The organism is Streptomyces sp. NPDC031121 (assembly GCF_055570615.1).
In genome coordinates this window covers 134,138-158,394 of sequence record NZ_JBVIGV010000006.1, presented here as the reverse complement: position 1 = coordinate 158,394, position 24,257 = coordinate 134,138, and the positions used below count along the sequence as shown (strand labels likewise).

21 protein-coding genes are annotated in these 24,257 nt (G+C 72.1%); 17 read left to right on the top strand and 4 right to left on the bottom strand.

Features of this window, described 5'->3' with window-relative positions:
- The first annotated feature begins 160 nt into the window (after positions 1–160).
- A complete protein-coding gene (gene thrS, locus ACZ462_RS12870) occupies positions 161–2,137 on the top strand; it encodes a threonine--tRNA ligase (RefSeq protein WP_467803768.1) in 1,977 nt (658 codons plus the stop codon).
- Between the two features lie 103 nt (positions 2,138–2,240).
- On the opposite strand, the gene ACZ462_RS12865 is transcribed toward thrS, so the two are convergent.
- Positions 2,241–2,921, bottom strand: a complete 681-nt coding sequence (locus tag ACZ462_RS12865; protein ID WP_467803770.1) for a potassium channel family protein — start codon at positions 2,919–2,921, stop codon at positions 2,241–2,243.
- Between the two features lie 67 nt (positions 2,922–2,988).
- Here ACZ462_RS12865 and ACZ462_RS12860 point away from each other — a divergent pair, with 67 nt between their 5' ends.
- Positions 2,989–3,549, top strand: a complete 561-nt coding sequence (locus ACZ462_RS12860) for an HIT family protein (RefSeq protein WP_467803772.1) — start codon at positions 2,989–2,991, stop codon at positions 3,547–3,549.
- Between the two features lie 54 nt (positions 3,550–3,603).
- Here the strand turns inward: ACZ462_RS12860 and ACZ462_RS12855 are convergent, their stop codons facing one another.
- Both ACZ462_RS12855 and ACZ462_RS12850 read right to left on the bottom strand, forming a co-directional pair.
- The gene (locus ACZ462_RS12855) at positions 3,604–5,268 is read right to left on the bottom strand and encodes a hypothetical protein (RefSeq protein ID WP_467803773.1); all 1,665 of its coding nucleotides are present in this window, start codon (positions 5,266–5,268) and stop codon (positions 3,604–3,606) included.
- A 136-nt stretch (positions 5,269–5,404) separates the two neighbouring features.
- A complete protein-coding gene (locus ACZ462_RS12850) occupies positions 5,405–7,609 on the bottom strand; it encodes an elongation factor G-like protein EF-G2 (RefSeq protein WP_467803774.1) in 2,205 nt (734 codons plus the stop codon).
- A 253-nt stretch (positions 7,610–7,862) separates the two neighbouring features.
- On the opposite strand from ACZ462_RS12850, the gene pgsA reads away from it, so the two are divergent.
- The 15 genes from pgsA to ACZ462_RS12775 all read left to right on the top strand — a co-directional run bounded on the left by pgsA (position 7,863) and on the right by ACZ462_RS12775 (position 22,924).
- On the top strand, positions 7,863–8,525 hold the full coding sequence (pgsA, locus tag ACZ462_RS12845; RefSeq protein ID WP_467803775.1) for a phosphatidylinositol phosphate synthase: 663 nt from the start codon (positions 7,863–7,865) through the stop codon (positions 8,523–8,525).
- Positions 8,525–9,430, top strand: a complete 906-nt coding sequence (locus ACZ462_RS12840) for a phosphatidylinositol mannoside acyltransferase (RefSeq protein ID WP_467803777.1) — start codon at positions 8,525–8,527, stop codon at positions 9,428–9,430. The genes pgsA and ACZ462_RS12840 overlap by 1 nt, the downstream gene beginning before the upstream one ends.
- Positions 9,427–10,596: a glycosyltransferase family 4 protein gene (locus ACZ462_RS12835; RefSeq protein ID WP_467803779.1), complete on the top strand. Its 1,170-nt coding sequence runs from the start codon at positions 9,427–9,429 to the stop codon at positions 10,594–10,596. Before ACZ462_RS12840 ends, ACZ462_RS12835 begins: the two co-directional genes overlap by 4 nt.
- Positions 10,597–10,675: 79 nt before the next feature.
- On the top strand, positions 10,676–11,215 hold the full coding sequence (locus ACZ462_RS12830) for a LemA family protein (protein ID WP_125540579.1): 540 nt from the start codon (positions 10,676–10,678) through the stop codon (positions 11,213–11,215).
- Between the two features lie 149 nt (positions 11,216–11,364).
- Positions 11,365–12,276 (top strand): pyridoxal 5'-phosphate synthase lyase subunit PdxS, encoded by a 912-nt coding sequence (gene pdxS / locus ACZ462_RS12825; protein WP_467803780.1) that lies wholly within the window; start codon positions 11,365–11,367, stop codon positions 12,274–12,276.
- 12 nt (positions 12,277–12,288) lie between these two features.
- Complete coding sequence (gene pdxT / locus ACZ462_RS12820) at positions 12,289–12,882, top strand: pyridoxal 5'-phosphate synthase glutaminase subunit PdxT (protein WP_467803782.1); 594 nt, start codon at positions 12,289–12,291, stop codon at positions 12,880–12,882.
- Between the two features lie 57 nt (positions 12,883–12,939).
- Complete coding sequence (locus ACZ462_RS12815) at positions 12,940–13,692, top strand: YebC/PmpR family DNA-binding transcriptional regulator (RefSeq protein ID WP_467803783.1); 753 nt, start codon at positions 12,940–12,942, stop codon at positions 13,690–13,692.
- A 120-nt stretch (positions 13,693–13,812) separates the two neighbouring features.
- Positions 13,813–14,343, top strand: coding sequence for a crossover junction endodeoxyribonuclease RuvC (gene ruvC / locus ACZ462_RS12810; RefSeq protein ID WP_467803784.1), 531 nt, complete (start codon positions 13,813–13,815; stop codon positions 14,341–14,343).
- Positions 14,340–14,972 carry a Holliday junction branch migration protein RuvA gene (ruvA, locus tag ACZ462_RS12805; protein ID WP_467803786.1) on the top strand — a complete coding sequence of 211 codons (633 nt, stop codon included), beginning with the start codon at positions 14,340–14,342 and terminating at the stop codon, positions 14,970–14,972. The genes ruvC and ruvA overlap by 4 nt, the downstream gene beginning before the upstream one ends.
- A gap of 43 nt (positions 14,973–15,015) precedes the next feature.
- The gene (ruvB, locus tag ACZ462_RS12800; protein ID WP_467803787.1) at positions 15,016–16,074 is read left to right on the top strand and encodes a Holliday junction branch migration DNA helicase RuvB; all 1,059 of its coding nucleotides are present in this window, start codon (positions 15,016–15,018) and stop codon (positions 16,072–16,074) included.
- Positions 16,075–16,238: 164 nt separating this feature from the next.
- Complete coding sequence (yajC, locus tag ACZ462_RS12795; protein ID WP_467803788.1) at positions 16,239–16,700, top strand: preprotein translocase subunit YajC; 462 nt, start codon at positions 16,239–16,241, stop codon at positions 16,698–16,700.
- Between the two features lie 150 nt (positions 16,701–16,850).
- Entirely contained in the window at positions 16,851–18,632 is a 1,782-nt protein-coding gene (gene secD / locus ACZ462_RS12790; RefSeq protein WP_467803789.1) for a protein translocase subunit SecD, read from the top strand.
- Positions 18,633–18,635: 3 nt separating this feature from the next.
- Positions 18,636–19,697, top strand: a complete 1,062-nt coding sequence (secF, locus tag ACZ462_RS12785; RefSeq protein ID WP_467803791.1) for a protein translocase subunit SecF — start codon at positions 18,636–18,638, stop codon at positions 19,695–19,697.
- A complete protein-coding gene (locus ACZ462_RS12780) occupies positions 19,694–20,245 on the top strand; it encodes an adenine phosphoribosyltransferase (RefSeq protein ID WP_467803792.1) in 552 nt (183 codons plus the stop codon). The genes secF and ACZ462_RS12780 overlap by 4 nt, the downstream gene beginning before the upstream one ends.
- A gap of 222 nt (positions 20,246–20,467) precedes the next feature.
- The gene (locus ACZ462_RS12775) at positions 20,468–22,924 is read left to right on the top strand and encodes a RelA/SpoT family protein (RefSeq protein ID WP_467803793.1); all 2,457 of its coding nucleotides are present in this window, start codon (positions 20,468–20,470) and stop codon (positions 22,922–22,924) included.
- A gap of 72 nt (positions 22,925–22,996) precedes the next feature.
- On the opposite strand, the gene ACZ462_RS12770 is transcribed toward ACZ462_RS12775, so the two are convergent.
- Positions 22,997–24,226: a DUF349 domain-containing protein gene (locus ACZ462_RS12770; protein ID WP_467803795.1), complete on the bottom strand. Its 1,230-nt coding sequence runs from the start codon at positions 24,224–24,226 to the stop codon at positions 22,997–22,999.
- Positions 24,227–24,257: the final 31 nt, after the last annotated feature.

Sequence of the window (24,257 nt, the reverse complement as noted above, 5' to 3'; positions counted from 1 at the left end):
GGGCACACGCTATCGACGGTGCGGGCCGCCGGAGCAGCGGGCCCGGCAACCGCTTCGCGGGGGACCCGCTCCGCTCGGTACGATTCACACGCGCGGCGTCCACCGCCGCACGCCTCCCCGGGCCGACCGCCGGGAGGCGCCACCAGAGTCAGGAGAGACCGTGTCAGACGTCCGTGTGATCATCCAACGCGATTCCGAGCGGGACGAGCGCGTGGTGGCCACGGGCACTACGGCCGCCGACCTCTTCGCCGACGACCGCACCGTCATCGCCGCACGCGTCGCGGGCGAGCTGAAGGACCTCTCCTACGCCGTCCAGGACGGCGAGACCGTCGAGCCCGTGGAGATCTCCTCCCCGGACGGCCTCGACATCCTGCGCCACTCCACCGCCCACGTCATGGCCCAGGCCGTGCAGGAGCTCTTCCCCGAGGCGAAGCTGGGCATCGGCCCGCCGGTCCGGGACGGCTTCTACTACGACTTCGACGTCGCGAGGCCCTTCACCCCCGAGGACCTCAAGGCCATCGAGAAGCGGATGCAGGAAATCCAGAAGCGGGGGCAGAAGTTCTCCCGCCGCGTCGTCACCGACGAGGCCGCCCGCGAGGAACTCGCCGACGAGCCGTACAAGCTGGAACTCATCGGCATCAAGGGCTCGGCCTCCACCGACGACGGCGCGAACGTCGAGGTGGGCGCCGGCGAGCTGACCATCTACGACAACCTGGACGCCAAGACCGGCGAGCTGTGCTGGAAGGACCTCTGCCGAGGCCCCCACCTGCCGAGCACCCGCAACATCCCGGCGTTCAAGCTGATGCGGAACGCGGCCGCCTACTGGCGCGGCAGCGAGAAGAACCCGATGCTGCAGCGCATCTACGGCACCGCCTGGCCGTCGAAGGACGAGCTGAAGGCCCACCTCGACTTCCTCGCCGAGGCAGAGAAGCGCGACCACCGCCGCCTCGGCACCGAGCTGGACCTCTTCTCCATCCCCGACGAGATCGGCTCCGGCCTCGCCGTCTTCCACCCCAAGGGCGGCATCATCCGCCGGGTCATGGAGGACTACAGCCGCAAGCGGCACGAGGAGGAGGGCTACGAGTTCGTCTACTCGCCGCACGCCACCAAGGGAGCCCTCTTCGAGAAGAGCGGCCACCTGGACTGGTACGCGGAGGGCATGTACCCCCCCATGCAGCTCGACGGCGGTACCGACTACTACCTCAAGCCGATGAACTGCCCCATGCACAACCTGATCTTCGACGCCCGCGGGCGCTCGTACAGGGAACTGCCGCTGCGGCTCTTCGAGTTCGGCACCGTCTACCGGTACGAGAAGTCCGGCGTGGTCCACGGCCTGACCCGGGCCCGCGGCTTCACCCAGGACGACGCGCACATCTACTGCACCCGCGAGCAGATGGCGGAGGAGCTGGACCGCACCCTCACCTTCGTCCTGAACCTGCTCCGCGACTACGGTCTGACCGACTTCTACCTGGAGCTGTCCACCAAGGACGAGACCAAGTTCGTCGGCTCGGACGAGGTCTGGGAAGAGGCCACGGCCACCCTCCAGCAGGTCGCCGAGAATCAGGGCCTCCCTCTGGTCCCGGACCCGGGCGGCGCTGCCTTCTACGGCCCGAAGATCTCCGTCCAGTGCCGTGACGCGATCGGCCGCACCTGGCAGATGTCGACCGTCCAGCTCGACTTCAACCTGCCCGAGCGCTTCGACCTGGAGTACACCGCCGGGGACGGCTCCCGCCAGCGGCCGGTCATGATCCACCGTGCGCTGTTCGGCAGCATCGAGCGGTTCTTCGCCGTCCTGCTGGAGCACTACGCCGGCGCCATGCCGCCGTGGCTCGCCCCGGTCCAGGCCGTCGGCATCCCCATCGGCGACGCGCACGTGGACTACCTGAAGGACTTCGCCGCCGAGGCGAGGAAGAAGGGCCTGCGGGTCGAGGTGGACGCCTCCTCCGACCGCATGCAGAAGAAGATCCGGACCTGGCAGAAGCAGAAGGTCCCGTTCATGATCATCGTCGGTGACGAGGACATGGCCGCGGGCACGGTCTCCTTCCGCTACCGCGACGGCTCGCAGGAGAACGGTGTCAGCCGTGACGCGGCGCTGGCGAAGCTCGTTGATGTGGTGGAGCGCCGGGTTCAAGTGTGATCTGCTCCCCGTCGACACGGGGATGACCCCGACCCTGAGAATTTCGTCGGCTCTGACGGTGCATGCTCCCCGCCCTTGCGGGGATCGAGCCCCCGGGAAGTGATCACTTCCCGGGGGCCTCCCCGTTCCCGGGGGGCCGCCTCTCGTCCTGCTCGAAGACCTGGATGAGCCAGGAGGAGAACGAGCCCGTGACCGCGCCCAGCAGCGCCAGGCCGAAGGCCATCATGAAGGCGGCGATCGTCCGGCCCATCGTCGTCACGGGGACCACGTCCCCGTACCCGACGGTCGTCAGCGTCGCGCACACCCACCAGACCGCGTCCCCGAAGGAGACGATGCTCGCCCCGGGCGCGTCCCGCTCCTGCTGGAGCACCGCCAGCGCCCCGGCGAAGCCCAGCAGCAGGGCCGACGTCCCGGCGTACGCGACCACGCGGGCGTACAGGTCCATCCGGGGCCGCTTGCGCCGCCGCTGCAGGGCCATGTAGATCTGCACCAGGCGCAGCGGCCGCAGCAGCGGCAGCACGAGCACCAGCGTGTCCAGCCAGTGCCGGCGCAGGAACCGCAGGGGCCGCATCCCGCTCAGCGCCATCCGCAGCAGGTAGTCCGCGGCGAAGCACCCCCAGGTCGCGACGATCACGGCGAGGGCGGCGTCGTGCACCCACGCCTTGGCCGGCGGGACGAGGACGTAGACGGCATAGGCGGCGAGATAGAGCAGGGAGGCGATCAGCAGGGGGAACTCGGTCCGGTCCTCCCAGCGCTGCCTGCGCTCGGCCGATACATCGTGCATCCGGCCAGCATCCCCGCCCGCGGGGGGATCCCCGCCCCGGCGACACGCCGGGCGGCGGCAAGGTCATATGCTGCATGGCATGACGACTGAGCCGGAGCAGCAGAACGGCGTGGGTACGCAGGACGCCTTCCAGCGCCTGTGGACCCCGCACCGGATGGCGTACATCCAGGGCGAGAACAAGCCCACCGGCCCCGCTGCCGGGGACGGCTGTCCCTTCTGCGGGATCCCGGAGATGTCGGACGCGGACGGGCTGGTCGTGGCCCGCGGCAAGCACGTCTACGCGGTGCTGAACCTGTACCCGTACAACGGCGGCCACCTGATGGTGGTGCCGTACCGGCACGTCGCCGACTACACCGAGCTGGACGCCGACGAGACGGCCGAGCTGGCCGACCTGACCAAGCGGGCCATGGTGGCGCTGCGCAAGGCGTCCGGGGCGCACGGCTTCAACATCGGCATGAACCAGGGCGCGGCGGCCGGCGCGGGCATCGCCGCGCACCTGCACCAGCACATCGTGCCGCGATGGGGCGGGGACACCAACTTCATGCCGGTCGTCGGGCACACCAAGGTGCTGCCGCAGCTCCTGGCCGACACCCGGCAGATGCTCGCGGACGCCTGGCCGGCCGCGTAGGGGCGGACTGCGGGGCGGGAGGCGGTAGCCGCCTCCCGCCCCGTTCCCGTGCTGCTACGCGTCGTACGCGTCGGCCTTGCGCGGGGCGGCGTCCTGGACGAGGCCGCTGACGATGAGCGAGCGGTTGGTGAAGCGGTCAATGTCGACGCCGTTCTCGTCGAGGACGCGCATCGCGGCGGCGTGCACCGCCCGCAGGACGGGCGTCGCCGCGCGCAGGGCGTCGTCGGCCATGAAGCGGTGGCGCCAGGGCTGCCCCGCCCAGACGTGCCGGACGCCGAACGGCTCGGGCAGGACGAGCTTGCCGCCGAAGAACTCCAGCAGCGGCGGGTACCAGGTCAGCGGCGCCCGGACCGCGAGCCGCACCACCTCCGCCGCGTCGACCAGCGGCAGCGGGCGCTCGACGGTCTCCCAGAAGCGGACGGACTTGGGGACCTCGACCTTGGGCGCCGCGGACTTGGTCGTGAACAGGCCGTGGACGGGGCCGAGGGCGTGCCCGGTGACCTCGACGCGGAGGGTCTTGTACAGGACCGTCACCGTGACCAGCATCGTGATGACGAGCTGTCCGTCCCACAGCGGGTACTGGATGCCGAGGTAGTGCCGGCTGCCGCCGCTGAACTGCTGCTCGTTGCAGATGCGGGTCACCTCGTGCGGTTTGACGAGGAAGGTGTCGACGTCCGCGCCGGACGGCCGGGCCACCTCGGCGGCGCCCTCGCCGACGGGGGTGACGATCCAGTGCTGGATGCTCGCGGGCGGGAGGCCGCCGGTGTGCAGGGGGCCGCGCTCCAGCTTGCGCAGCTCGCTGTCGATCGCCCGTATGACGTCCCAGCTGCGGAAGGGGTGGATCTCGGCGGCGCCGGGCTTGGGGACGAGCTCCTCGGCGAGCTGCCAGCTGCCCCAGCGGGTGCCCATGCCGAGGATGCCCTTCGGGCCGGCGTAGAAGACGGAGTTGCTGCGGTTCTCGGCGGTCAGCTTGGCCAGGGAGTGCCGCAGGTCCTCGCGGGCCTTCTCGTCGGGGTTCCCGGGGACCGCCTCGGGGATCTTCGCGCCGACGCCGCCGCCCGAGAGGAGGCCGTCCCAGCGGGAGCGCAGGTCGGCGGCGGTGGACTCGCAGATCCGGCGGGCGAGGAACCAGCCGAGCGCGGGGGCGATGACCATGCCCCGCAGGTAGAGGCCGAGGAAGCCGTCGAACGGGAGCCGGAACATCATCACGGCGACGACGACGGCGACGCCGACGAGGAGGAGCGTGCTCATCCAGGAGGCGTACTTCTCGCTGCCGGTCAGGGCCCTGCGCAGCTGGAACAGGCAGAGCCACAGCAGGAGTCCGGGCAGGAAGAGCACCCCCGCGACCAGCATGATCAGGCGGAGCTTGCGGTCGCGCTGCTTGCGGATGTGGGAGGCGGCCAGGCAGTGCTCGACGACGGTCTGCGGGTCGGCGCCGAAGGACTGGATGATCGGTTTGCGGCCGGCGGGGATGGTCCGGGCCTCGACGGCGCGGCAGAAGGCCTCGCCCAGGTTGGGCTCGAAGAGGGAGATCTTCGGCGGCTTGACGGTCGACGAGTGGTACTCGTTGTTGGCGCCGAGTATGGAGGAGAGCTTGGTGTCCTTCCCGCCGTCGCGGTAGGCCGCCGAGGCCAGCGCGTTCGTCGCCGCGGTCTGCCCCCCGCCGCCCTGGAGGGGTACCTGCGCCCCGGGCCTGAAGTCGAATCCGTCGTCCGCCACCGCTGCCCCCAACCCCCATCGCTGTGCGTCGTGCTCACGTGCCGCGCGGAAGAGCCTATCGGCGTATCCGCTCCCGCGGTCGCGGGACGGGGAAAGCCGCCCGCGGCAACCGGGCTGTGCGGGCGGCTTCCTGGCGCTACGTCAGAGGACTTCCCTTCTCCAGGCGTTCGCGCACCTTCTCCGCGATGTTCGGGGGCATCGGCTCGTGGCGGGCGTAGGAGCGGGAGAAGCGGCCGGTGCCGTGGGAGACGGAGCGGAGCTCGACGGCGTACCGGCTGATCTCGATCTCGGGGATCTCCGCGCGGACCAGGGTGCGGCCCGATCCGGACTGCTCGGTGCCCACGACGCGGCCGCGGCGGCCCGCGAGGTCGCTCATGACGGGGCCGACGTAGTCGTCGGGGACGAGGACGGCGAGTTCGGCGACGGGCTCCAGCAGGTGGATGGCCGAGCCGGCGGCTGCCTCGCGCAGGGCCAGCGCGCCCGCGGTCTGGAAGGCGGCGTCGGAGGAGTCCACCGAGTGGGCCTTGCCGTCGAGGAGGGTGACGCGGACGTCGACGAGCGGGTAGCCGGCGGCGAGGCCGCGCGCTGCCTGGGCGCGCACGCCCTTCTCGACGGACGGGATGAACTGGCGCGGGACGGCGCCGCCGACGACCTTGTCGACGAACTCGATGCCGCTGCCCGGCGGGAGCGGCTCCACCTCGATCTCGCAGATCGCGAACTGGCCGTGGCCGCCGGACTGCTTGACGTGCCGGCCCCGGCCGGAGGCCCGGGCGCCGAACGTCTCGCGGAGGCTGACCTTGTGGGGGACCGGGTCGACCTGGACGCCGTACCGGGTGCGCAGGCGTTCGAGGGCGACGTCCTGGTGGGCCTCGCCGAGGCACCACAGGACCACCTGGTGGGTGTCGGGGTTCTGCTCCAGCCGCATGGTGGGGTCCTCGGCGGCGAGGCGCGCCAGGCCCTGGGAGAGCTTGTCCTCGTCTGCCTTGCTGTGGGCCTCGACGGCGAGGGGCAGCAGCGGGTCGGGCATCGGCCAGGACTCCATCAGGAGCGGCCGGTCCTTGGCGGAGAGGGTGTCGCCGGTCTCGGCGCGGGTCAGCTTGGCCACGCAGACGAGGTCGCCGGCGACGGCCCGGGTGACGGGGCGCTGCTGTTTGCCGAAGGGGCAGGAGAGCGCGCCGATGCGCTCGTCGACGTCGTGGTCCTCGTGGCCGCGGTCGGTCAGGCCGTGGCCGCTGACATGGACGGTCTGCTCGGGGAGCAGGGTGCCGGAGAAGACGCGGACGAGGGAGATGCGGCCGACGTAGGGGTCGGAGGAGGTCTTGACGACCTCGGCGACGAGGGGGCCGTCGGGGTCGCAGGAGACGGCCGGGCGGGCGGCGCCGTCGGGGGCGGTGACGGGTACGGGGTCCCGCTCGAGGGGGGTGGGGAAGCCGCGGGTGACCAGCTCCAGCAGTTCGACGGTGCCCAGGCCCTGGCGGGCGCCGTCGGCGGCGGGCGCCGCCATCAGGACGGGGTGGAAGGTGCCGCGGGCGACGGCCCGCTCCAGGTCGGCGACGAGCGATTTCAGGTCGATGTCCTCGCCGCCGAGGTAGCGGTCCATGAGGGTCTCGTCCTCGCTCTCGGCGATGACGGCCTCGATGAGGCGGGAGCGGGCCCCGGCGATCTGCGCGAGCTCGTCCGGCTCGGGGTCGCGCTCGGTGCGCCCGCCGGAGGAGTAGTCGTGGACACGCTGGGTGAGCAGGTCGAGGAGTCCGGTCACGGGGGCGTGGCCGTCCGGGCCGGCCGGTCCGTACAGCGGCAGGTGCAGGGGGACGACGGCGTCGGGGTCCTCGCCGCCGAAGGCGTCCGCGCACACGGCGGCCATCTGGGCGTGGTCGGCGCGGGCCGCCTCCAGGTGGGTGACGACGATCGCGCGGGGCATGCCGACGGCCTGGCACTCCTCCCACACCATGCGGGTGGAGCCGTCGATGCCGTCGGAGGAGGAGACGACGAAGAGGGCGGCGTCCGCGGCGCGCAGGCCGGCGCGCAGCTCCCCGACGAAGTCGGCGTAGCCGGGGGTGTCCAGGAGGTTGACCTTGGTCCCGGCCCATTCGACGGGGACGAGGGAGAGCTGGACGGACCGCTGCTGGCGGTGCTCGATCTCGTCGTGGTCGGAGACGGTGGAGCCGTCCTCGACGCGGCCCGCCCTGGTGACGGCGCCGGCGGTGAGGGCGAGGGCTTCGACCAGGGTGGTCTTCCCGGCTCCGGTGTGGCCGACCAGCACCACGTTCCGTACGGAGGAGGGGTGGTCGGCCGCCGGTGCCCTGCCGGCGGCTCCGGCTTGGTGTGATGTGGCTCCCATGGTGCTCGTGCCTCCCGGTGGGACGGTGACGAGGGTGGTCGGGGCTCCTCCGAGCTTTGCACCGGTGCCACACCGCGTCCATACGGAGTACCCCGCACGGGTCCGGGGGCGGCGCTGGCGCGGACGGCCGGTGCCCGGCCGATTGCCGGGGGCGAACCGCGGGTGCGCGGGCGTGCGGCCCCGGGGCGCTGGCTACGATGGGCCAGCCGGTGGCCGTAGGGGCCGTACGGCCCAGCGACCCTCCGGGAAGGCCATGCTGAACAAGTACGCGCGTGCGTTCTTCACGCGTGTTCTCACGCCATTCGCCGCTTTTCTGCTCCGGCGGGGGGTGAGCCCGGACGCGGTCACGCTGATCGGCACCGCCGGAGTCGTCGCCGGCGCACTGGTCTTCTTCCCCCGGGGCGAGTTCTTCTGGGGGACGATCACCATCACGCTGTTCGTGTTCTCCGACCTCGTCGACGGGAACATGGCCCGCCAGGCCGGGGTATCCAGCCGGTGGGGGGCCTTCCTGGACTCCACGCTGGACCGGGTGGCCGACGCGGCGATCTTCGGCGGACTCGCGCTCTGGTACGCCGGCTCGGGCAGCGACAACGTGCTGTGCGCGGTGGCGATCTTCTGCCTGGCCAGCGGCCAGGTCGTCTCGTACACCAAGGCCCGCGGCGAGTCGATCGGGCTGCCCGTCGCCGTCAACGGCCTCGTCGAGCGGGCCGAGCGCCTGGTGCTGTCCCTGGTGGCCGCCGGGCTGTCGGGGCTGCAGGTCTTCGGGGCGCCGTCGTGGCTGGGCGTCCTGCTGCCGGTCGCGCTGTGGGCGGTCGCCGCGGGCTCGCTGGTCACCCTGGTGCAGCGCGTCGTCACCGTGCGCCGCGAGGCGGCCGAGGCCGATGCGGCCGCCGCCTCCGAGCCGGGTGCCGCCTGATGGGGGGCTACCGGGAGCGGCTCGTCGACGGCCTCTACGGCCTCGGCTGGGCCGGCGTGAAGAAGCTGCCCGAGCCGGCCGCCGCCGCCCTCGGCCGGCGGATCGCGGACACGGTGTGGCGCCGCCGCGGCAAGAGCGTGCTGCGCCTGGAGTCGAACCTGGCCCGTGTGGTGCCCGATGCCGGGCCGGAGCGGCTGCGCGAGCTGTCACGGGCCGGGATGCGCTCGTACATGCGGTACTGGATGGAGTCGTTCCGGCTGCCGGCGATGGACCCGCGGCGCTTCGGCACCGACGTGACGGTCAAGGACGAGCACATCCTGCGCGAGGCGCTGGCCTCCGGCCGCGGGGTCGTCGTCGCCCTGCCGCACCTGGCCAACTGGGACCTGGCCGGCGCCTGGGTCACCGGACACGTGGGCGTGCCCTTCACCACGGTCGCCGAGCGGCTGCGGCCCGAGTCGCTCTACGACCGGTTCGTCGCCTACCGGGAGGGGCTCGGCATGGAGGTCCTGCCGCACAGCGGAGGGGCCGCGTTCGGGGTGCTGGCGCGCCGGCTGCGCTCCGGCGGCCTGGTCTGCCTCGTCGCCGACCGCGACCTGTCCGCGTCCGGCGTCGAGGTGCAGTTCTTCGGTGCGGCGGCGCGGATGCCGGCCGGGCCGGCCCTGCTGGCCCAGCAGACGGGGGCCGCGCTGCTGCCCGCGACCCTGCACTACGGCGAGAGCCCGCAGATGCACATCCGGATCCACCCCGAGGTCGAGGTGCCCGCCTCCGGCGACCGCGCGCGGAAGACGGCGGCCATGACGCAGGCGGTGGCCGACGCCTTCGCGGAGGGCATCGCCGACCACCCGGAGGACTGGCACATGCTCCAGCGGCTGTGGCTGGACGACCTGGAGGAGCGCTCCGCGTGAAGATCGGCATCGTCTGCCCGTACTCCTGGGACGTGCCCGGCGGCGTCCAGTTCCACATCCGGGACCTCGCCGAGCACCTGATCCGCCTCGGCCACGAGGTGTCCGTCCTGGCGCCGGCGGACGACGAGACGCCGCTGCCGCCGTACGTCGTCTCGGCCGGGCGGGCGGTGCCGGTGCCCTACAACGGGTCGGTGGCCCGCCTGAACTTCGGGTTCCTGTCGGCCGCCCGGGTGCGCCGCTGGCTGCACGAGGGCGTCTTCGACGTCATCCACATCCACGAGCCGGCCTCGCCCTCCCTGGGCCTGCTGGCCTGCTGGGCGGCCCAGGGGCCGATCGTGGCCACCTTCCACACCTCCAACCCCAGGTCCCGGGCGATGATCGCCGCCTACCCGATCCTCCAGCCCGCGCTGGAGAAGATCAGCGCGCGGATCGCGGTCAGCGAGTACGCCCGGCGCACGCTGGTGGAGCACCTCGGCGGCGACGCGGTGGTGATCCCGAACGGCGTGGACGTCGACTTCTTCGCCTCCGCCGAGCCGAAGGCCGAGTGGGGCGGGCAGACCCTCGGGTTCATCGGCCGCATCGACGAGCCCCGCAAGGGGCTGCCCGTCCTGATGGCGGCCTTCCCCCGGATCGCCCGCGAATGCCCCGACGTGCGGCTGCTCGTGGCCGGCCGCGGCGACGAGGAGGAGGCCGTCGCCTCACTGCCGCCGGAGCTCCGCTCCCGCGTCGAGTTCCTCGGCATGGTCTCGGACGAGGACAAGGCCCGCCTGCTGCGCAGCGTCGACGTGTACGTCGCCCCCAACACCGGCGGCGAGAGCTTCGGCATCATCCTCGTCGAGGCCCTCTCGGCGGGCGCCGCCGTCCTCGCCTCCGACCTGGACGCCTTCGCCCAGGTCCTCGACCAGGGCGCGGCCGGCGAGCTTTTCGCGAACGAGGACGCCGACGCGCTCGCCGCGGCCGCCGTGGCCCTGCTGCGCGACCCGCGGCGCCGGGCCGAACTCAGCGCGCGCGGCTCCGCCCACGTGCGGCGCTTCGACTGGTCGACGGTCGGCGCGGACATCCTCGCCGTGTACGAGACGGTCACGGACGGCGCGTCCGCGGTGGCCGCCGACGAGCGGGCCCCGCTGCGCACCCGCCTCGGGCTGACCCGGGACACCTCCGCCTGACGCCCGGGGGCCACCCGGGCCGCGGCCCGGGCCGCCCGGCCCCCGGCGGGGCCCGCCGCGGGCGGTAGAGTCGCGGGCCGTGATCGAAACCCTTGTCTGGACCGCCCTGGCCCTCGCCGTCATCGGGGTCTACCTGAGCTGGACCGCCGGACGCCTGGACCGGCTCCACTCGCGGATGGACGCCGCCCGCGCCGCCCTGGACGCCCAGCTGCTGAGGCGCTCCTCCGTCGTCATCGAGGTGGCGGCCTCCGGCGCTCTCGACCCGGCCTCATCGATCGTGCTGTACGAGGCGGCGCACGCCGCCCGCCAGGCCGACGAGGAGCACCGCGAGGTCGCCGAGAGCGAGCTCAGCCAGGCGCTGCGCGCGGTGTTCGCCGACGCCGCCCAGGTCGAGGCGGTGCGGGAGGCGCCCGGCGGGGAGGCCGCCGCGGAGGAGCTGGCGGCGGCGGTGCGCCGGGTCCCGATGGCCCGGCGGTTCCACAACGACGCCGTACGGGCGGCCCGGGCGCTGCGCCGGCACCGCAAGGTCCGCTGGTTCCGGCTGGCCGGGCACGCACCGTTCCCGCTGGCGTTCGAGATGGACGACGAACCCCCGGTGGATCTTGCCGACCGTCCGTAGCACCGCTGCGACCGGGACACTTGTACCCAATGGCCAAGTCGAAAGGGGCCACCGGCTCCTCATTGGCCCTTGCGGTGGACTGGCCGGGGACGGTTTGCTCGGCTGAGCACCAGCGCAGTACCCGTCTTCCCCTTCCAGTGAGGTCATCCGTGAGCACGCTTCCCTCCACCCCGCAGACCCCCGAGACCGGCACCGCCCGCGTCAAGCGCGGCATGGCCGAGCAGCTCAAGGGCGGCGTGATCATGGACGTGGTCAACGCCGAGCAGGCGAAGATCGCCGAGGACGCCGGCGCCGTCGCGGTCATGGCCCTGGAGCGGGTCCCGGCCGACATCCGCAAGGACGGCGGCGTCGCCCGCATGTCGGACCCGAACATGATCGAGGAGATCATCGGCGCGGTCTCGATCCCGGTCATGGCCAAGTCCCGCATCGGCCACTTCGTCGAGGCCCAGGTCCTCCAGTCCCTCGGCGTCGACTACATCGACGAGTCCGAGGTCCTCACCCCGGCCGACGAGGTCAACCACTCCGACAAGTGGGCCTTCACCACCCCCTTCGTCTGCGGCGCCACCAACCTGGGCGAGGCCCTCCGCCGCATCGCCGAGGGCGCGGCCATGATCCGCTCCAAGGGCGAGGCCGGCACCGGCAACGTCGTCGAGGCCGTCCGCCACCTGCGCCAGATCAAGAACGAGATCGCCAAGCTGCGCGGCTTCGACAACAACGAGCTGTACGCCGCCGCCAAGGAGCTGCGCGCCCCGTACGAGCTCGTCAAGGAGGTCGCCGAGCTCGGCAAGCTGCCCGTGGTGCTGTTCAGCGCCGGCGGCGTCGCCACCCCGGCCGACGCGGCCCTGATGCGCCAGCTCGGTGCCGAGGGCGTCTTCGTCGGCTCCGGCATCTTCAAGTCGGGCGACCCGGCCAAGCGCGCCGCCGCCATCGTGAAGGCCACCACCTTCTTCGACGACCCGAAGGTCATCGCGGACGCCTCCCGCAACCTGGGCGAGGCCATGGTCGGCATCAACTGCGACACCCTGCCCGAGGCCGAGCGCTACGCCAACCGCGGCTGGTAAGGCACCACGACCATGGACAACCCCCCCGTCATCGGTGTCCTGGCCCTCCAGGGCGACGTACGGGAGCACCTGATCGCCCTGGCCGCGGCGGACGCCGTGGCCAGGCCGGTCCGGCGCCCCGAGGAGCTCGCCGAGGTCGACGCCCTGGTGATCCCCGGCGGCGAGTCGACGACCATGTCGAAGCTCGCCGTGCTCTTCGGCATGCTGGAGCCGCTGCGCGAGCGCGTCCGCGGCGGCATGCCCGTGTACGGCACCTGCGCCGGCATGATCATGCTCGCCGACAAGCTGCTCGACGGCCGCGAGGACCAGGAGACGCTCGGCGGCATCGACATGATCGTCCGCCGCAACGCCTTCGGCCGGCAGAACGAGTCCTTCGAGGCCTCGATCGACTTCGACGGCATCGGCGGCGGACCCGTCGAGGGCGTCTTCATCCGCGCCCCCTGGGTGGAGTCCGTCGGCGCCGAGGTACAGGTCCTGGCCACCTACGACGGCCACACGGTCGCCGTGCGCCAGGGCAACGTGCTGGCCACGTCGTTCCACCCGGAACTCACCGGAGACGACCGCGTGCACGCCTACTTCGTCGACATGGTGCGCGCCGGGCGGTGAGCGGCTCCCGGTAGGATCAGGAGCGAACACCATTGGTTACGCGAAGGAGACAGGCGGATGTCCGGCCACTCTAAATGGGCTACGACGAAGCACAAGAAGGCCGTGATCGATGCCAAGCGCGGCAAGCTCTTCGCGAAGCTGATCAAGAACATCGAGGTCGCGGCCCGCATGGGCGGCCCCGACATCGACGGCAACCCGACGCTCTTCGACGCCGTGCAGAAGGCCAAGAAGCAGTCGGTCCCGAACAAGAACATCGACTCCGCGGTCAAGCGCGGCGGCGGCCTGGAGGCCGGCGGCGCCGACTACGAGACGATCATGTACGAGGGCTACGGTCCCAACGGTGTCGCGGTGCTCATCGAGTGCCTCACCGACAACCGCAACCGCGCCGCCTCCGACGTCCGCGTCGCCATGACCCGCAACGGCGGCTCCATGGCGGACCCGGGCTCGGTCTCGTACCTGTTCAACCGCAAGGGCGTCATCATCCTGCCCAAGGGCGAGCTGAGCGAGGACGACGTCCTCGGCGCGGTCCTCGACGCCGGCGCCGAAGAGGTCAACGACAACGGCGACACCTTCGAGATCATCAGCGAGGCCACCGACCTGGTCGCGGTCCGCACCGCGCTCCAGGAGGCGGGCATCGACTACGACTCCGCCGACTCCAGCTTCGTCCCGACCATGCAGGTCGAGCTCGACGAAGAGGGCGCACGCAAGATCTTCAAGCTGATCGACGCGCTGGAGGACAGCGACGACGTCCAGAACGTCTTCGCCAACTTCGACGTCTCGGACGAGGTCATGGAGAAGGTCGACGCCTGACCGGCGTCCGCCGCCACCGCAGGTGAGACGGGCCGACGGGGACACACCCCGTCGGCCCGCCGCGTTGTCGGCACCACCCGATAGCCTGCACCGACAGGTGGATCCGAGGAGGGGGGTGCGGTGCGCGTACTCGGTGTGGACCCGGGGCTGACCCGCTGCGGCGTCGGCGTGGTGGAAGGGGTCGCCGGCCGGGCCCTGACCATGCTCGGCGTGGGCGTCGTCCGCACCCCGGCCGACGCGGAGCTAGGCGACCGGCTCGTCGCCGTCGAGCGCGGCATCGAGCAGTGGCTCGACGAGCACCGGCCCGAGGTCGTCGCCGTGGAGCGGGTCTTCAGCCAGCACAACGTCAGCACGGTCATGGGCACCGCCCAGGCCAGCGCCGTCGCCATGCTGTGTGCGGCCCGCCGCGGCATACCGGTCGCCCTGCACACCCCCAGCGAGGTGAAGGCCGCCGTCACCGGCTCCGGCCGGGCCGACAAGGCCCAGGTCGGCGCGATGGTCACCCGGCTGCTGCGGCTCGCCGCCCCGCCCAGGCCGGCCGACGCGGCGGACGCCCTCGCGCTCGCCATCTGCCACATCTGGCGGGCCCCTGCCCAGAACCGCCTCCAGCAGGCGGTCGCCCTGCACACCCCGAAAGGCCGAACCCGATGATCGCCTTCGTCAGCGGCCCGGTCGCCGCCCTCACCCCCGCCCTCGCCGTCATCGAGGTCGGGGGAGTGGGCATGGCCGTGCAGTGCACCCCGGGCACCATCGCCGGCCTGCGCATCGGGGAGCCCGCCCGCCTCGCCACCTCCCTGGTGGTCCGCGAGGACTCCCTCACCCTGTACGGCTTCGCCGACGACGACGAGCGGCAGGTCTTCGAACTCCTCCAGACCGCCAGCGGCGTCGGGCCGCGCCTCGCCCAGGCCATGCTCGGTGTACACAGCCCCGACGCGCTGCGCCGCGCGGTCGAGTCGGGCGACGAGAAGGCCCTCACCGCCGTCCCCGGCATCGGCAAGAAGGGCGCGCAGAAGCTCCTCCTCGAACTCAAGGGCAAGCTCGGCGCCCCCGCCGGAACCGGAGCCCTCGTCGGCGCCCAGCGCACGGCCGCAGCCGGCCCCGCCCCCTGGACCGAGCAGCTCTCCGCCGCGCTCATGGGACTCGGCTACGCCTCGCGCGAGGCGGACGAGGCGGTCGCCGCCGTCACCCCGCAGGCCGAGGCCGCCATCGCCGAGAACGGCTCCGCGCCCGTCCCGCAGCTGCTGCGCGCCGCGCTGCAGTCCCTCAACCGCGCCCGCTGACCGGCCGCAGCCCCCGTACGAACCGAGAAGGCAGACTGACACCGTGAACTGGGACGACGACACCGACCGCATTGTCGCGCCGGCGGCGGACGGCGAGGACACCGCCGTCGAGGCGGCCCTGCGGCCGAAGGACCTCGGCGAGTTCGTCGGCCAGGAGAAGGTCCGCCAGCAGCTGGACCTCGTCCTGAAGGCGGCAAGGCAGCGCGGCGCCACCGCCGACCACGTCCTGCTCTCGGGCGCCCCCGGCCTCGGCAAGACCACCCTCTCGATGATCATCGCGGCGGAGATGGGCGCCCCGATCCGCATCACCTCCGGCCCGGCCATCCAGCACGCCGGCGACCTCGCCGCGATCCTCTCCTCCCTCCAGGAGGGCGAGGTCCTCTTCCTCGACGAGATCCACCGCATGTCCCGGCCCGCCGAGGAGATGCTCTACATGGCCATGGAGGACTTCCGCGTCGACGTGATCGTCGGCAAGGGCCCCGGCGCCACGGCGATTCCCCTGGAACTGCCCCCCTTCACCCTCGTCGGGGCGACCACCCGGGCCGGCCTGCTCCCGCCGCCGCTGCGCGACCGCTTCGGCTTCACCGGGCACATGGAGTTCTACGCCCCCGGGGAACTCGAACGGGTCATCCGCCGCTCCGCCGGCCTCCTCGACGTCGAGATCGACCCGGCCGGCGCCGCCGAGATCGCGGGCCGCTCCCGCGGCACCCCCCGCATCGCGAACCGCCTCCTGCGCCGCGTCCGCGACTACGCACAGGTCAGGGCGGACGGGGTGATCACCCGCGAGGTGGCCGCGACCGCCCTGCAGGTGTACGAGGTCGACGGGCGGGGCCTGGACCGGCTGGACCGGGCGGTGCTGGAGGCCCTGCTGAAGCTGTTCGGCGGCGGGCCCGTCGGCCTGTCCACCCTCGCCGTCGCCGTCGGCGAGGAGCGCGAGACCGTCGAGGAGGTGGCGGAGCCGTTCCTCGTCCGCGAGGGCCTGCTCGCCCGCACCCCCCGCGGCCGGGTCGCGACCCCCGCCGCATGGGCTCACCTGGGACTTGTCCCGCCGCAGCACGGCGGGACCGGATCGGGCGGGCAGCAGGGCCTGTTCGGAGTGTGACGGCGCGGAGGTTGGCCCGGCCGGGAACCGCGGTGCCATGCTGGGCGTTGTTCCATCGGTGCGGACTCGCCTAGACTCCGCCGATGCCGACCCTTCGGGTCGGCGTGCCCACCCCCGTAGAAATAGGCCGTCTCCCGAGCGGTCGTGCGAAGGATCTCCGTCCCGTGAATCTCGTGACCCTCCTCCCGTTCATTGTGCTCATCGGGGCGATGTTCCTGATGACGCGCTCCGCGAAGAAGAAGCAGCAGCAGGCCGCGCAGATGCGCGACACCATGACGCCCGGCACCGGCATCCGCACCATCGGCGGCATGTACGCCACGGTCAAGGAGCTCGGCGACGACACCGTCACCCTGGAGGTGGCCCCCGGCGTCCACGCGATCTACGCGAAGATGGCCATCGCGGCGGTTCTGGAGGACGACGAGTACAACCGCATCGTCCACGGCACCGCGGCCCCGGCCGACGCGGACTCGCCCGTCGTCCCCGACGACATCTCGTCCCTGACCCGGGACGGGGCCGAGGCACCCGAGACCGGCCAGGCCGACAAGGACGCTGCCGACAAGCCCAAGCTCGACCTGGGCAAGAAGGACGCCGACGGCAAGGCCGACGGCGAGGGCGGCGCGAAGTAACGCGCGGCCGGGACCGCGGGACCGCCCGACCGGCGGCCGCGCGGTCCCGCTTGTGACACTTCTGCGGGGGGCAGGGGTCCCCACCACACATTTCGTGGCCGTCCGCGCGCTGACCCGGCGCGGGACGGTTGGACAGGGAGATACGACAAGGTGGCAGCACCGAAGAAGGGCCGGCGGCCCACGGGGGCGCAGGGGAGGCCGGGGCGCGCCCTGGCGGTCATCCTGATCGCGATGGTGGCGCTCACCGCGGGGATGTTCCTCACGAAGCAGACGACGCCCCGGCTCGGCATCGACCTCGCGGGCGGCACGAGCATCACGCTCAAGGCCAAGAGCGAGCCGGGCAAGCCGGACGCGATCAACGAGACCAACATGAACACGGCGGTCGGCATCATCGAGCGCCGCGTCAACGGTCTCGGCGTCTCGGAGGCCGAGGTCCAGACCCAGGGCCGCGACCACATCATCGTGAACATCCCCAAGGGGACGAACGAGAAGCAGGCCCGCGAGCAGGTCGGCACCACCGCCCAGCTGTACTTCCGACCGGTCCTGGCGTTCGCCGACGGCGCCCCGGCGGCGCCCGAGACCGCGCCGAGCCCCTCCGCCAACCCCTCCGGCGCCCCCAAGGCCGAGGGCAGCGCCAAGCCCGGCGCGTCGGCCACCCCGTCGTCCAGCGCCACTTCCCAGGGCCGTGCGCTCAGCGAGGCCCTCAAGGCCCCCGCAGCCACGGCCTCTCCCTCGCCCTCGGCGAGCGAGTCGAAGAAGGCAGACGACAACAAGGCCGCCCCGTCCCCCGCCCCGACCCCGTCGGGCGCGGACGCGGCCGTGGCGGACCTCCAGGCCAAGTTCGCCGCACTGGACTGCACCGACGAGGCGCAGCGCGCCACCGCCGGCAAGGAAGCCAAGCCCGAGGAGCCGACGGTGGCCTGCGGCCAGCGCGGCGACGCCTGGGGCAAGTGGATCCTCGGTCCGGCCGGTGTCGCCGGTACGGACGTCAAGGACGCCAAGGGCGTCGTCGACCCGCAGCGCGGCATGTGGATCGTCACCATGGAGTTCACCGACAAGGGCGCCGACAAGTTCGCCAAGATCACCGGTGAGCTCGCCACCAAGCAGCCCCCGCAGAACCAGTTCGCGATCGTGCTCGACGGCCAGGTCATCTCCGACCCGTCCGTCAGCCAGGCGCTGACCGGCGGCAGCGCCGAGATCTCCGGCGGCTTCACCCAGCAGTCCGCGCAGGACCTGGGCAACATGCTCTCCTACGGCGCCCTGCCGCTGTCCTTCCAGGAGGACAGCGTCACCACCGTCACCGCCGCGCTCGGCGGCGAGCAGCTGAAGGCCGGCCTCATCGCCGGCGCCATCGGCCTGTTCCTCGTGGTCGTCTACCTGCTCGTGTACTACCGGGGCCTGTCCCTGATCGCCATCGTCAGCCTGCTGGTCTCCGCGATCCTCACGTACACGCTCATGGCGCTGCTGGGCAAGGCCATCGGCTTCGCGCTGAACCTGCCCGCCGTCTGCGGTGCCATCGTCGCGATCGGCATCACCGCGGACTCGTTCATCGTGTACTTCGAGCGCATCCGCGACGAGATCCGCGAGGGCCGCACCCTGCGCCCCGCCGTGGAGCGGGCCTGGCCGCGCGCCCGGCGCACCATCCTGGTGTCCGACTTCGTGTCGTTCCTGGCCGCCGCGGTGCTGTTCGTCGTCACCGTCGGCAAGGTGCAGGGCTTCGCCTTCACGCTCGGCCTGACCACCCTGCTCGACGTGGTCGTGGTGTTCCTCTTCACCAAGCCGATCATGACGCTGCTGGCCCGTACGAAGTTCTTCTCCAGCGGTCACCCCTGGTCCGGCCTCGACCCGAAGCGGCTCGGCGCCAAGCCGCCGCTGCGCCGGTCCCGCCGCACCGGCCCCGTCACCGCTCCCGTCGACGCAAAGGAGGCGTGAGAGATGTCGAAGCTGGGAGATCTCGGCGCCAAGCTGTACCGCGGCGAGGTCGGGTACGACTTCGTCGGCAAGCGCTTCGTCTGGTACGGCGTTTCCATCCTGATCACCATCACGGCGATCGTGGCCCTGGCCGTCCAGGGCCTCAACATGGGCATCGAGTTCAAGGGCGGTGCCGTCTTCACGACCGGCAAGACCTCCGTCTCCGACACCAAGGCCCGTGAACTGGCCAAGGAGGCCTCCGGCCACGAGGCGATCGTCCAGAAGCTCGGCAACGGCACGCTGCGCATCCAGATCGCGACCCTGGACACCGAATCCGCCGCCGACGTCAAGAAGGAGCTGGCGGCCGGCCTGAAGATGCCGGAGCAGGACATCAACGCGGACCTGGTCGGCCCGAGCTGGGGCGAGCAGATCGCGAACAAGGCCTGGACCGGCCTCGGCGTCTTCATGATCCTCGTGGTGATCTACCTCGCCATCGCCTTCGAGTGGCGGATGGCGGTCGCCGCGCTGATCGCCCTGATCCACGACCTCACCATCACCGTCGGCATCTACGCGCTCGTCGGCTTCGAGGTCACCCCGGGCACCGTGATCGGCCTGCTGACCATCCTCGGCTACTCCCTCTACGACACCGTCGTCGTCTTCGACGGCCTGAAGGAGAGCTCGAAGGACATCACCAAGCAGACCCGCTACACCTACGGCGAGGTCGCCAACCGCAGCATCAACGGCACCCTGGTGCGCTCCATCAACACCACGGTCGTCGCGCTGCTGCCGGTCGCCGGCCTGCTGTTCATCGGCGGCGGCTTCCTGGGCGCCGGCATGCTGAACGACATCTCGCTGTCGCTGTTCGTCGGCCTCGCGGCCGGCGCGTACTCCTCGATCTTCATCGCGACCCCGCTGGTCGTCGACCTCAAGGAGCGCGAGCCCGCGATCAAGGCGCTGCGCAAGCGGGTCCTCGCCAAGCGCGCCGCGTCCTCCGCCAAGGGCGGCTCCGGCGAGGACGAGGACTCGTACGGCCCCGGTGAAGCCCCGCAGATCGTGGCGCAGGGCCGGGCGGAGCGGCGCCGGTGAGCCCGGCGGCCCCCGAGGTCCGCGAGCTGCTGCTCGCCCGGATCAAGGACATCCCGGACTACCCGAAGCCGGGCGTGGTGTTCAAGGACATCACGCCGCTGCTGGCCGACCCGCAGGCGTTCGCCGCGCTGACGGACACCCTCGCGGGCCTGGCCGCCCGCTATGGCGCCACGAAGATCGTCGGACTGGAGGCGCGCGGCTTCATCCTCGCGGCCCCCGTCGCCGTGCAGGCGGGCGTCGGCTTCGTACCGGTCCGCAAGGCCGGCAAGCTGCCCGGCGCGACGCTGGCGCAGGCGTACGAGCTGGAGTACGGCACCGCGGAGATCGAGGTGCACGCCGAGGACCTGAAGCCGGGCGACCGGGTCATGGTCATCGACGACGTCCTGGCCACCGGCGGCACGGCCGAGGCCTCGCTGTCGCTGATCCGCCGCGCCGGCGCCGACGTCGCCGGTGTGGCCGTGCTGATGGAGCTGTCCTTCCTGACCGGCCGCGCGCGGCTGGTGGAGGGGCTGGCCGGCGCACCGCTGGACGCGCTGATCACCCTCTGACGGCAGGCAGGCACTCCCGTCCGCCGAGCGGCGGGTTCCCCGGGCCCTTCCCGGGGAGCCCGCCGCTCCGCCGTTTCCGGGCCGTGCCGCCCCGGCGGCCGTCCGCCGCACGGGCCGGGGAACGGGCCGGCGGAACCCTCGCTACCATTGGTTATCCGGACCTGACCGGGGCACCGGATCCTCCCCCGGACTCCGCCCGGGGGAACCGCCAGAGGAGCGCTCTTGCCAGACGAGGTCCAGCCACTCTCCGCCGCGCAGCCCGACCCGCAGGCCGACCGTGCCGCGGCGCCCCCCGCGACGCCCCCGCCGGCGCCGCCCGCGAAGCCCGCAAAGCCCGCGAAGCCGGCGCACAGCAGGCCGGCGCCGGCGAAGTCCGCAGGGTCGTCGAACCGCGTCCGGGCCCGGCTCGCCCGCCTCGGCGTCCAGCGTTCCAACCCGTACAACCCGGTGCTGGAACCCCTCCTGCGGATCGTCCGCAGCAACGACCCGAAGATCGAGACGGCCACGCTGCGCCAGATCGAGCAGGCGTACCAGGTCGCCGAGCGCTGGCACCGCGGCCAGAAGCGCAAGAGCGGCGACCCGTACATCACCCACCCGCTCGCGGTCACCACGATCCTCGCCGAGCTCGGCATGGACCCGGCCACCCTGATGGCGGGCCTGCTCCACGACACGGTGGAGGACACCGAGTACGGGCTGGAGGACCTGCGGCGCGACTTCGGCGACGCCGTCGCCCTCCTCGTCGACGGCGTCACCAAGCTGGACCGGGTCAAGTTCGGCGAGGCCGCACAGGCCGAGACCGTCCGCAAGATGGTCGTCGCCATGGCGAAGGACCCGCGCGTCCTCGTCATCAAGCTCGCCGACCGCCTGCACAACATGCGCACCATGCGCTACCTCAAGCGGGAGAAGCAGGAGAAGAAGGCCCGCGAGACCCTGGAGATCTACGCCCCGCTCGCCCACCGGCTGGGCATGAACACGATCAAGTGGGAGCTGGAGGACCTCTCCTTCGCGATCCTCTACCCCAAGATGTACGACGAGATCGTCCGGCTGGTCGCCGAGCGCGCACCCAAGCGGGACGAGTACCTCGCCGTCGTCATCGACGAGGTCCAGACCGACCTCAGAGCGGCGCGCATCAAGGCCACCGTCACCGGCCGCCCCAAGCACTACTACAGCGTCTACCAGAAGATGATCGTCCGCGGACGCGACTTCGCGGAGATCTACGACCTGGTCGGCATCCGCGTCCTCGTCGACACCGTCCGCGACTGCTACGCGGCACTGGGCACCGTCCACGCCCGCTGGAACCCGGTTCCGGGGCGGTTCAAGGACTACATCGCGATGCCCAAGTTCAACATGTACCAGTCGCTCCACACGACGGTCATCGGCCCGGGCGGCAAGCCCGTCGAACTGCAGATCCGCACCTTCGACATGCACCGCCGCGCCGAGTACGGCATCGCCGCGCACTGGAAGTACAAGCAGCAGACCGTCGCAGGCGCCTCCAAGATCCGCACGGACGTCCCGCAGGCGGCCAAGGGCAGCGCCGGACACGACACCGTCAACGACATGGCCTGGCTGCGCCAGCTCCTCGACTGGCAGAAGGAGACCGAGGACCCCGGCGAGTTCCTCGACTCGCTGCGCTTCGACCTCTCCCGCAACGAGGTCTTCGTCTTCACCCCGAAGGGCGACGTCATCGCCCTGCCGGCCGGCGCCACCCCCGTCGACTTCGCGTACGCCGTCCACACCGAGGTCGGCCACCGCACCATAGGCGCCCGCGTCAACGGCCGCCTCGTCCCCCTGGAGTCCACCCTCGACAACGGCGACCTCGTCGAGGTCTTCACCTCCAAGGCCGAAGGCGCCGGCCCGTCCCGCGACTGGCTCGGCTTCGTCAAATCGCCGCGCGCCCGCAACAAGATCCGCGCCTGGTTCTCCAAGGAGCGCCGCGACGAGGCCATCGAGCACGGCAAGGACGCCATCGCGCGGGCCATGCGCAAGCAGAACCTGCCCATCCAGCGCATCCTGACCGGCGACTCCCTCGTCACCCTCGCGCACGAGATGCGCTACCCCGACATCTCGTCCCTCTACGCCGCGATCGGCGAGGGCCACGTGGCCGCGCAGGGCGTCGTCCAGAAGCTGGTCCAGGCCCTCGGCGGCGAGGAAGCGGCCAACGAGGACATCGAGGAGAGCGTCCCGCCGTCCCGCGCCCGCACCAAGCGGCGCGGCAGCGCCGACCCGGGCGTGGTCGTCAAGGGCGTCGACGACGTGTGGGTCAAGCTTGCCCGCTGCTGCACCCCCGTCCCCGGCGACCCGATCATCGGGTTCGTCACCCGCGGCAGTGGCGTATCGGTTCACCGCGCGGACTGCGTCAACGTCGACTCGCTCTCCCAGCAGCCCGAGCGGATCCTCGAAGTCGAGTGGGCGCCCACCCAGTCCTCGGTCTTCCTGGTCGCCATCCAGGTCGAGGCGCTGGACCGCTCCCGCCTGCTCTCGGACGTCACGCGGGTCCTGTCGGACCAGCACGTGAACATCCTCTCCGCGGCCGTCCAGACCTCCCGCGACCGGGTGGCCACCTCCCGGTTCACCTTCGAGATGGGCGACCCGAAGCACCTGGGACACGTCCTGAAGGCCGTACGCGGCGTCGAGGGCGTCTACGACGTCTACCGCGTCACCTCGGCCCGCAGGCCGTAGCCCCGCCGGACACGGGCCGGCCCCGGTACGCGGTGCGTACCGGGGCCCGCCGCTGTTCCGGGGCTTCGTGCCTCAGCCGCCGAACTCCTCCAGGCCCTTCAGCGCCTGGTCCAGCAGCGCCTGGCGGCCCTCCAGCTCACGCGCCAGCTTGTCGGCCTTCGCGTTGTTGCCCGCCGCACGGGCCGCGTCGATCTCCGCGCGCAGCTTGTCGACCGCCGCCTGGAGCTGGCCCGTCAGGCCGGCCGCACGGGCCCGCGCCTCCGGGTTCGTCCGGCGCCACTCGCCCTCCTCGGCCTCCTGGATCGCCCGCTCGACGGCGTGCATGCGGCCCTCGACCTTGGCGCGGGCGTCCCGCGGCACGTGGCCGACGGCCTCCCAGCGCTCGTTGATCGACCGGAACGCGGCCCGGGCCGCCTTCAGGTCCGTCACCGGGACGAGCTTCTCGGCCTCCTCGGCCAGCTCCTCCTTCAGCTTGAGGTTCTCCACCTGCTCGGCGTCGCGCTCCGCGAACACCTCGCTGCGCGCCGCGAAGAAGACGTCCTGCGCACCGCGGAAACGGTTCCACAGGTCGTCCTCGGCCTCGCGCTGCGCCCGGCCCGCCGCCTTCCAGTCGGCCATCAGCTCCCGGTACCGCGCGGCCGTCGGACCCCAGTCCGTCGACCCCGACAGCGCCTCCGCCTCGGCGACCAGCTTCTCCTTCACCTTGCGGGCGTCCTCGCGCTGCGCGTCCAGCGCGGCGAAGTGCGCCTTGCGGCGCTTGGAGAAGGCGGAGCGGGCGTGCGAGAAGCGGTGCCACAGCTCGTCGTCCGACTTGCGGTCCAGCCGCGGCAGGCCCTTCCAGGTGTCCACCAGGGCGCGCAGCCGCTCGCCCGCCGAGCGCCACTGGTCGCTCTGCGCCAGCTCCTCGGCCTCTGCGACCAGTGCCTCCTTGGCCGTGCGGGCCTCGTCCGCCTGCCGGGCCTTCTGCGCCCGGCGCTCCTCGCGCCGCGCCTCGACCGTCGCGACCAGCTTGTCCAGCCGGACGCGCAGCGCGTCCAGGTCGCCGACCGCGTGGTGCTCCTCCACCTGCGTGCGCAGGTGGTCGATCGCCGTCTGGGCGTCCTTGGCGGACAGATCGGTGGTCCGCACCCGCCGCTCGAGGAGGCCGATCTCGACCACCAGGCCCTCGTACTTGCGCTCGAAGTAGGCCAGGGCCTCCTCAGGGGTGCCCGCCTGCCACGAGCCGACGACCTTCTCCCCCTCGGCAGTACGCACGTACACGGTGCCCGTCTCGTCGACGCGGCCCCACGGGTCGCTGCTCACAGCGCCTCCTCCACCTGATGCCTGCTAGGGG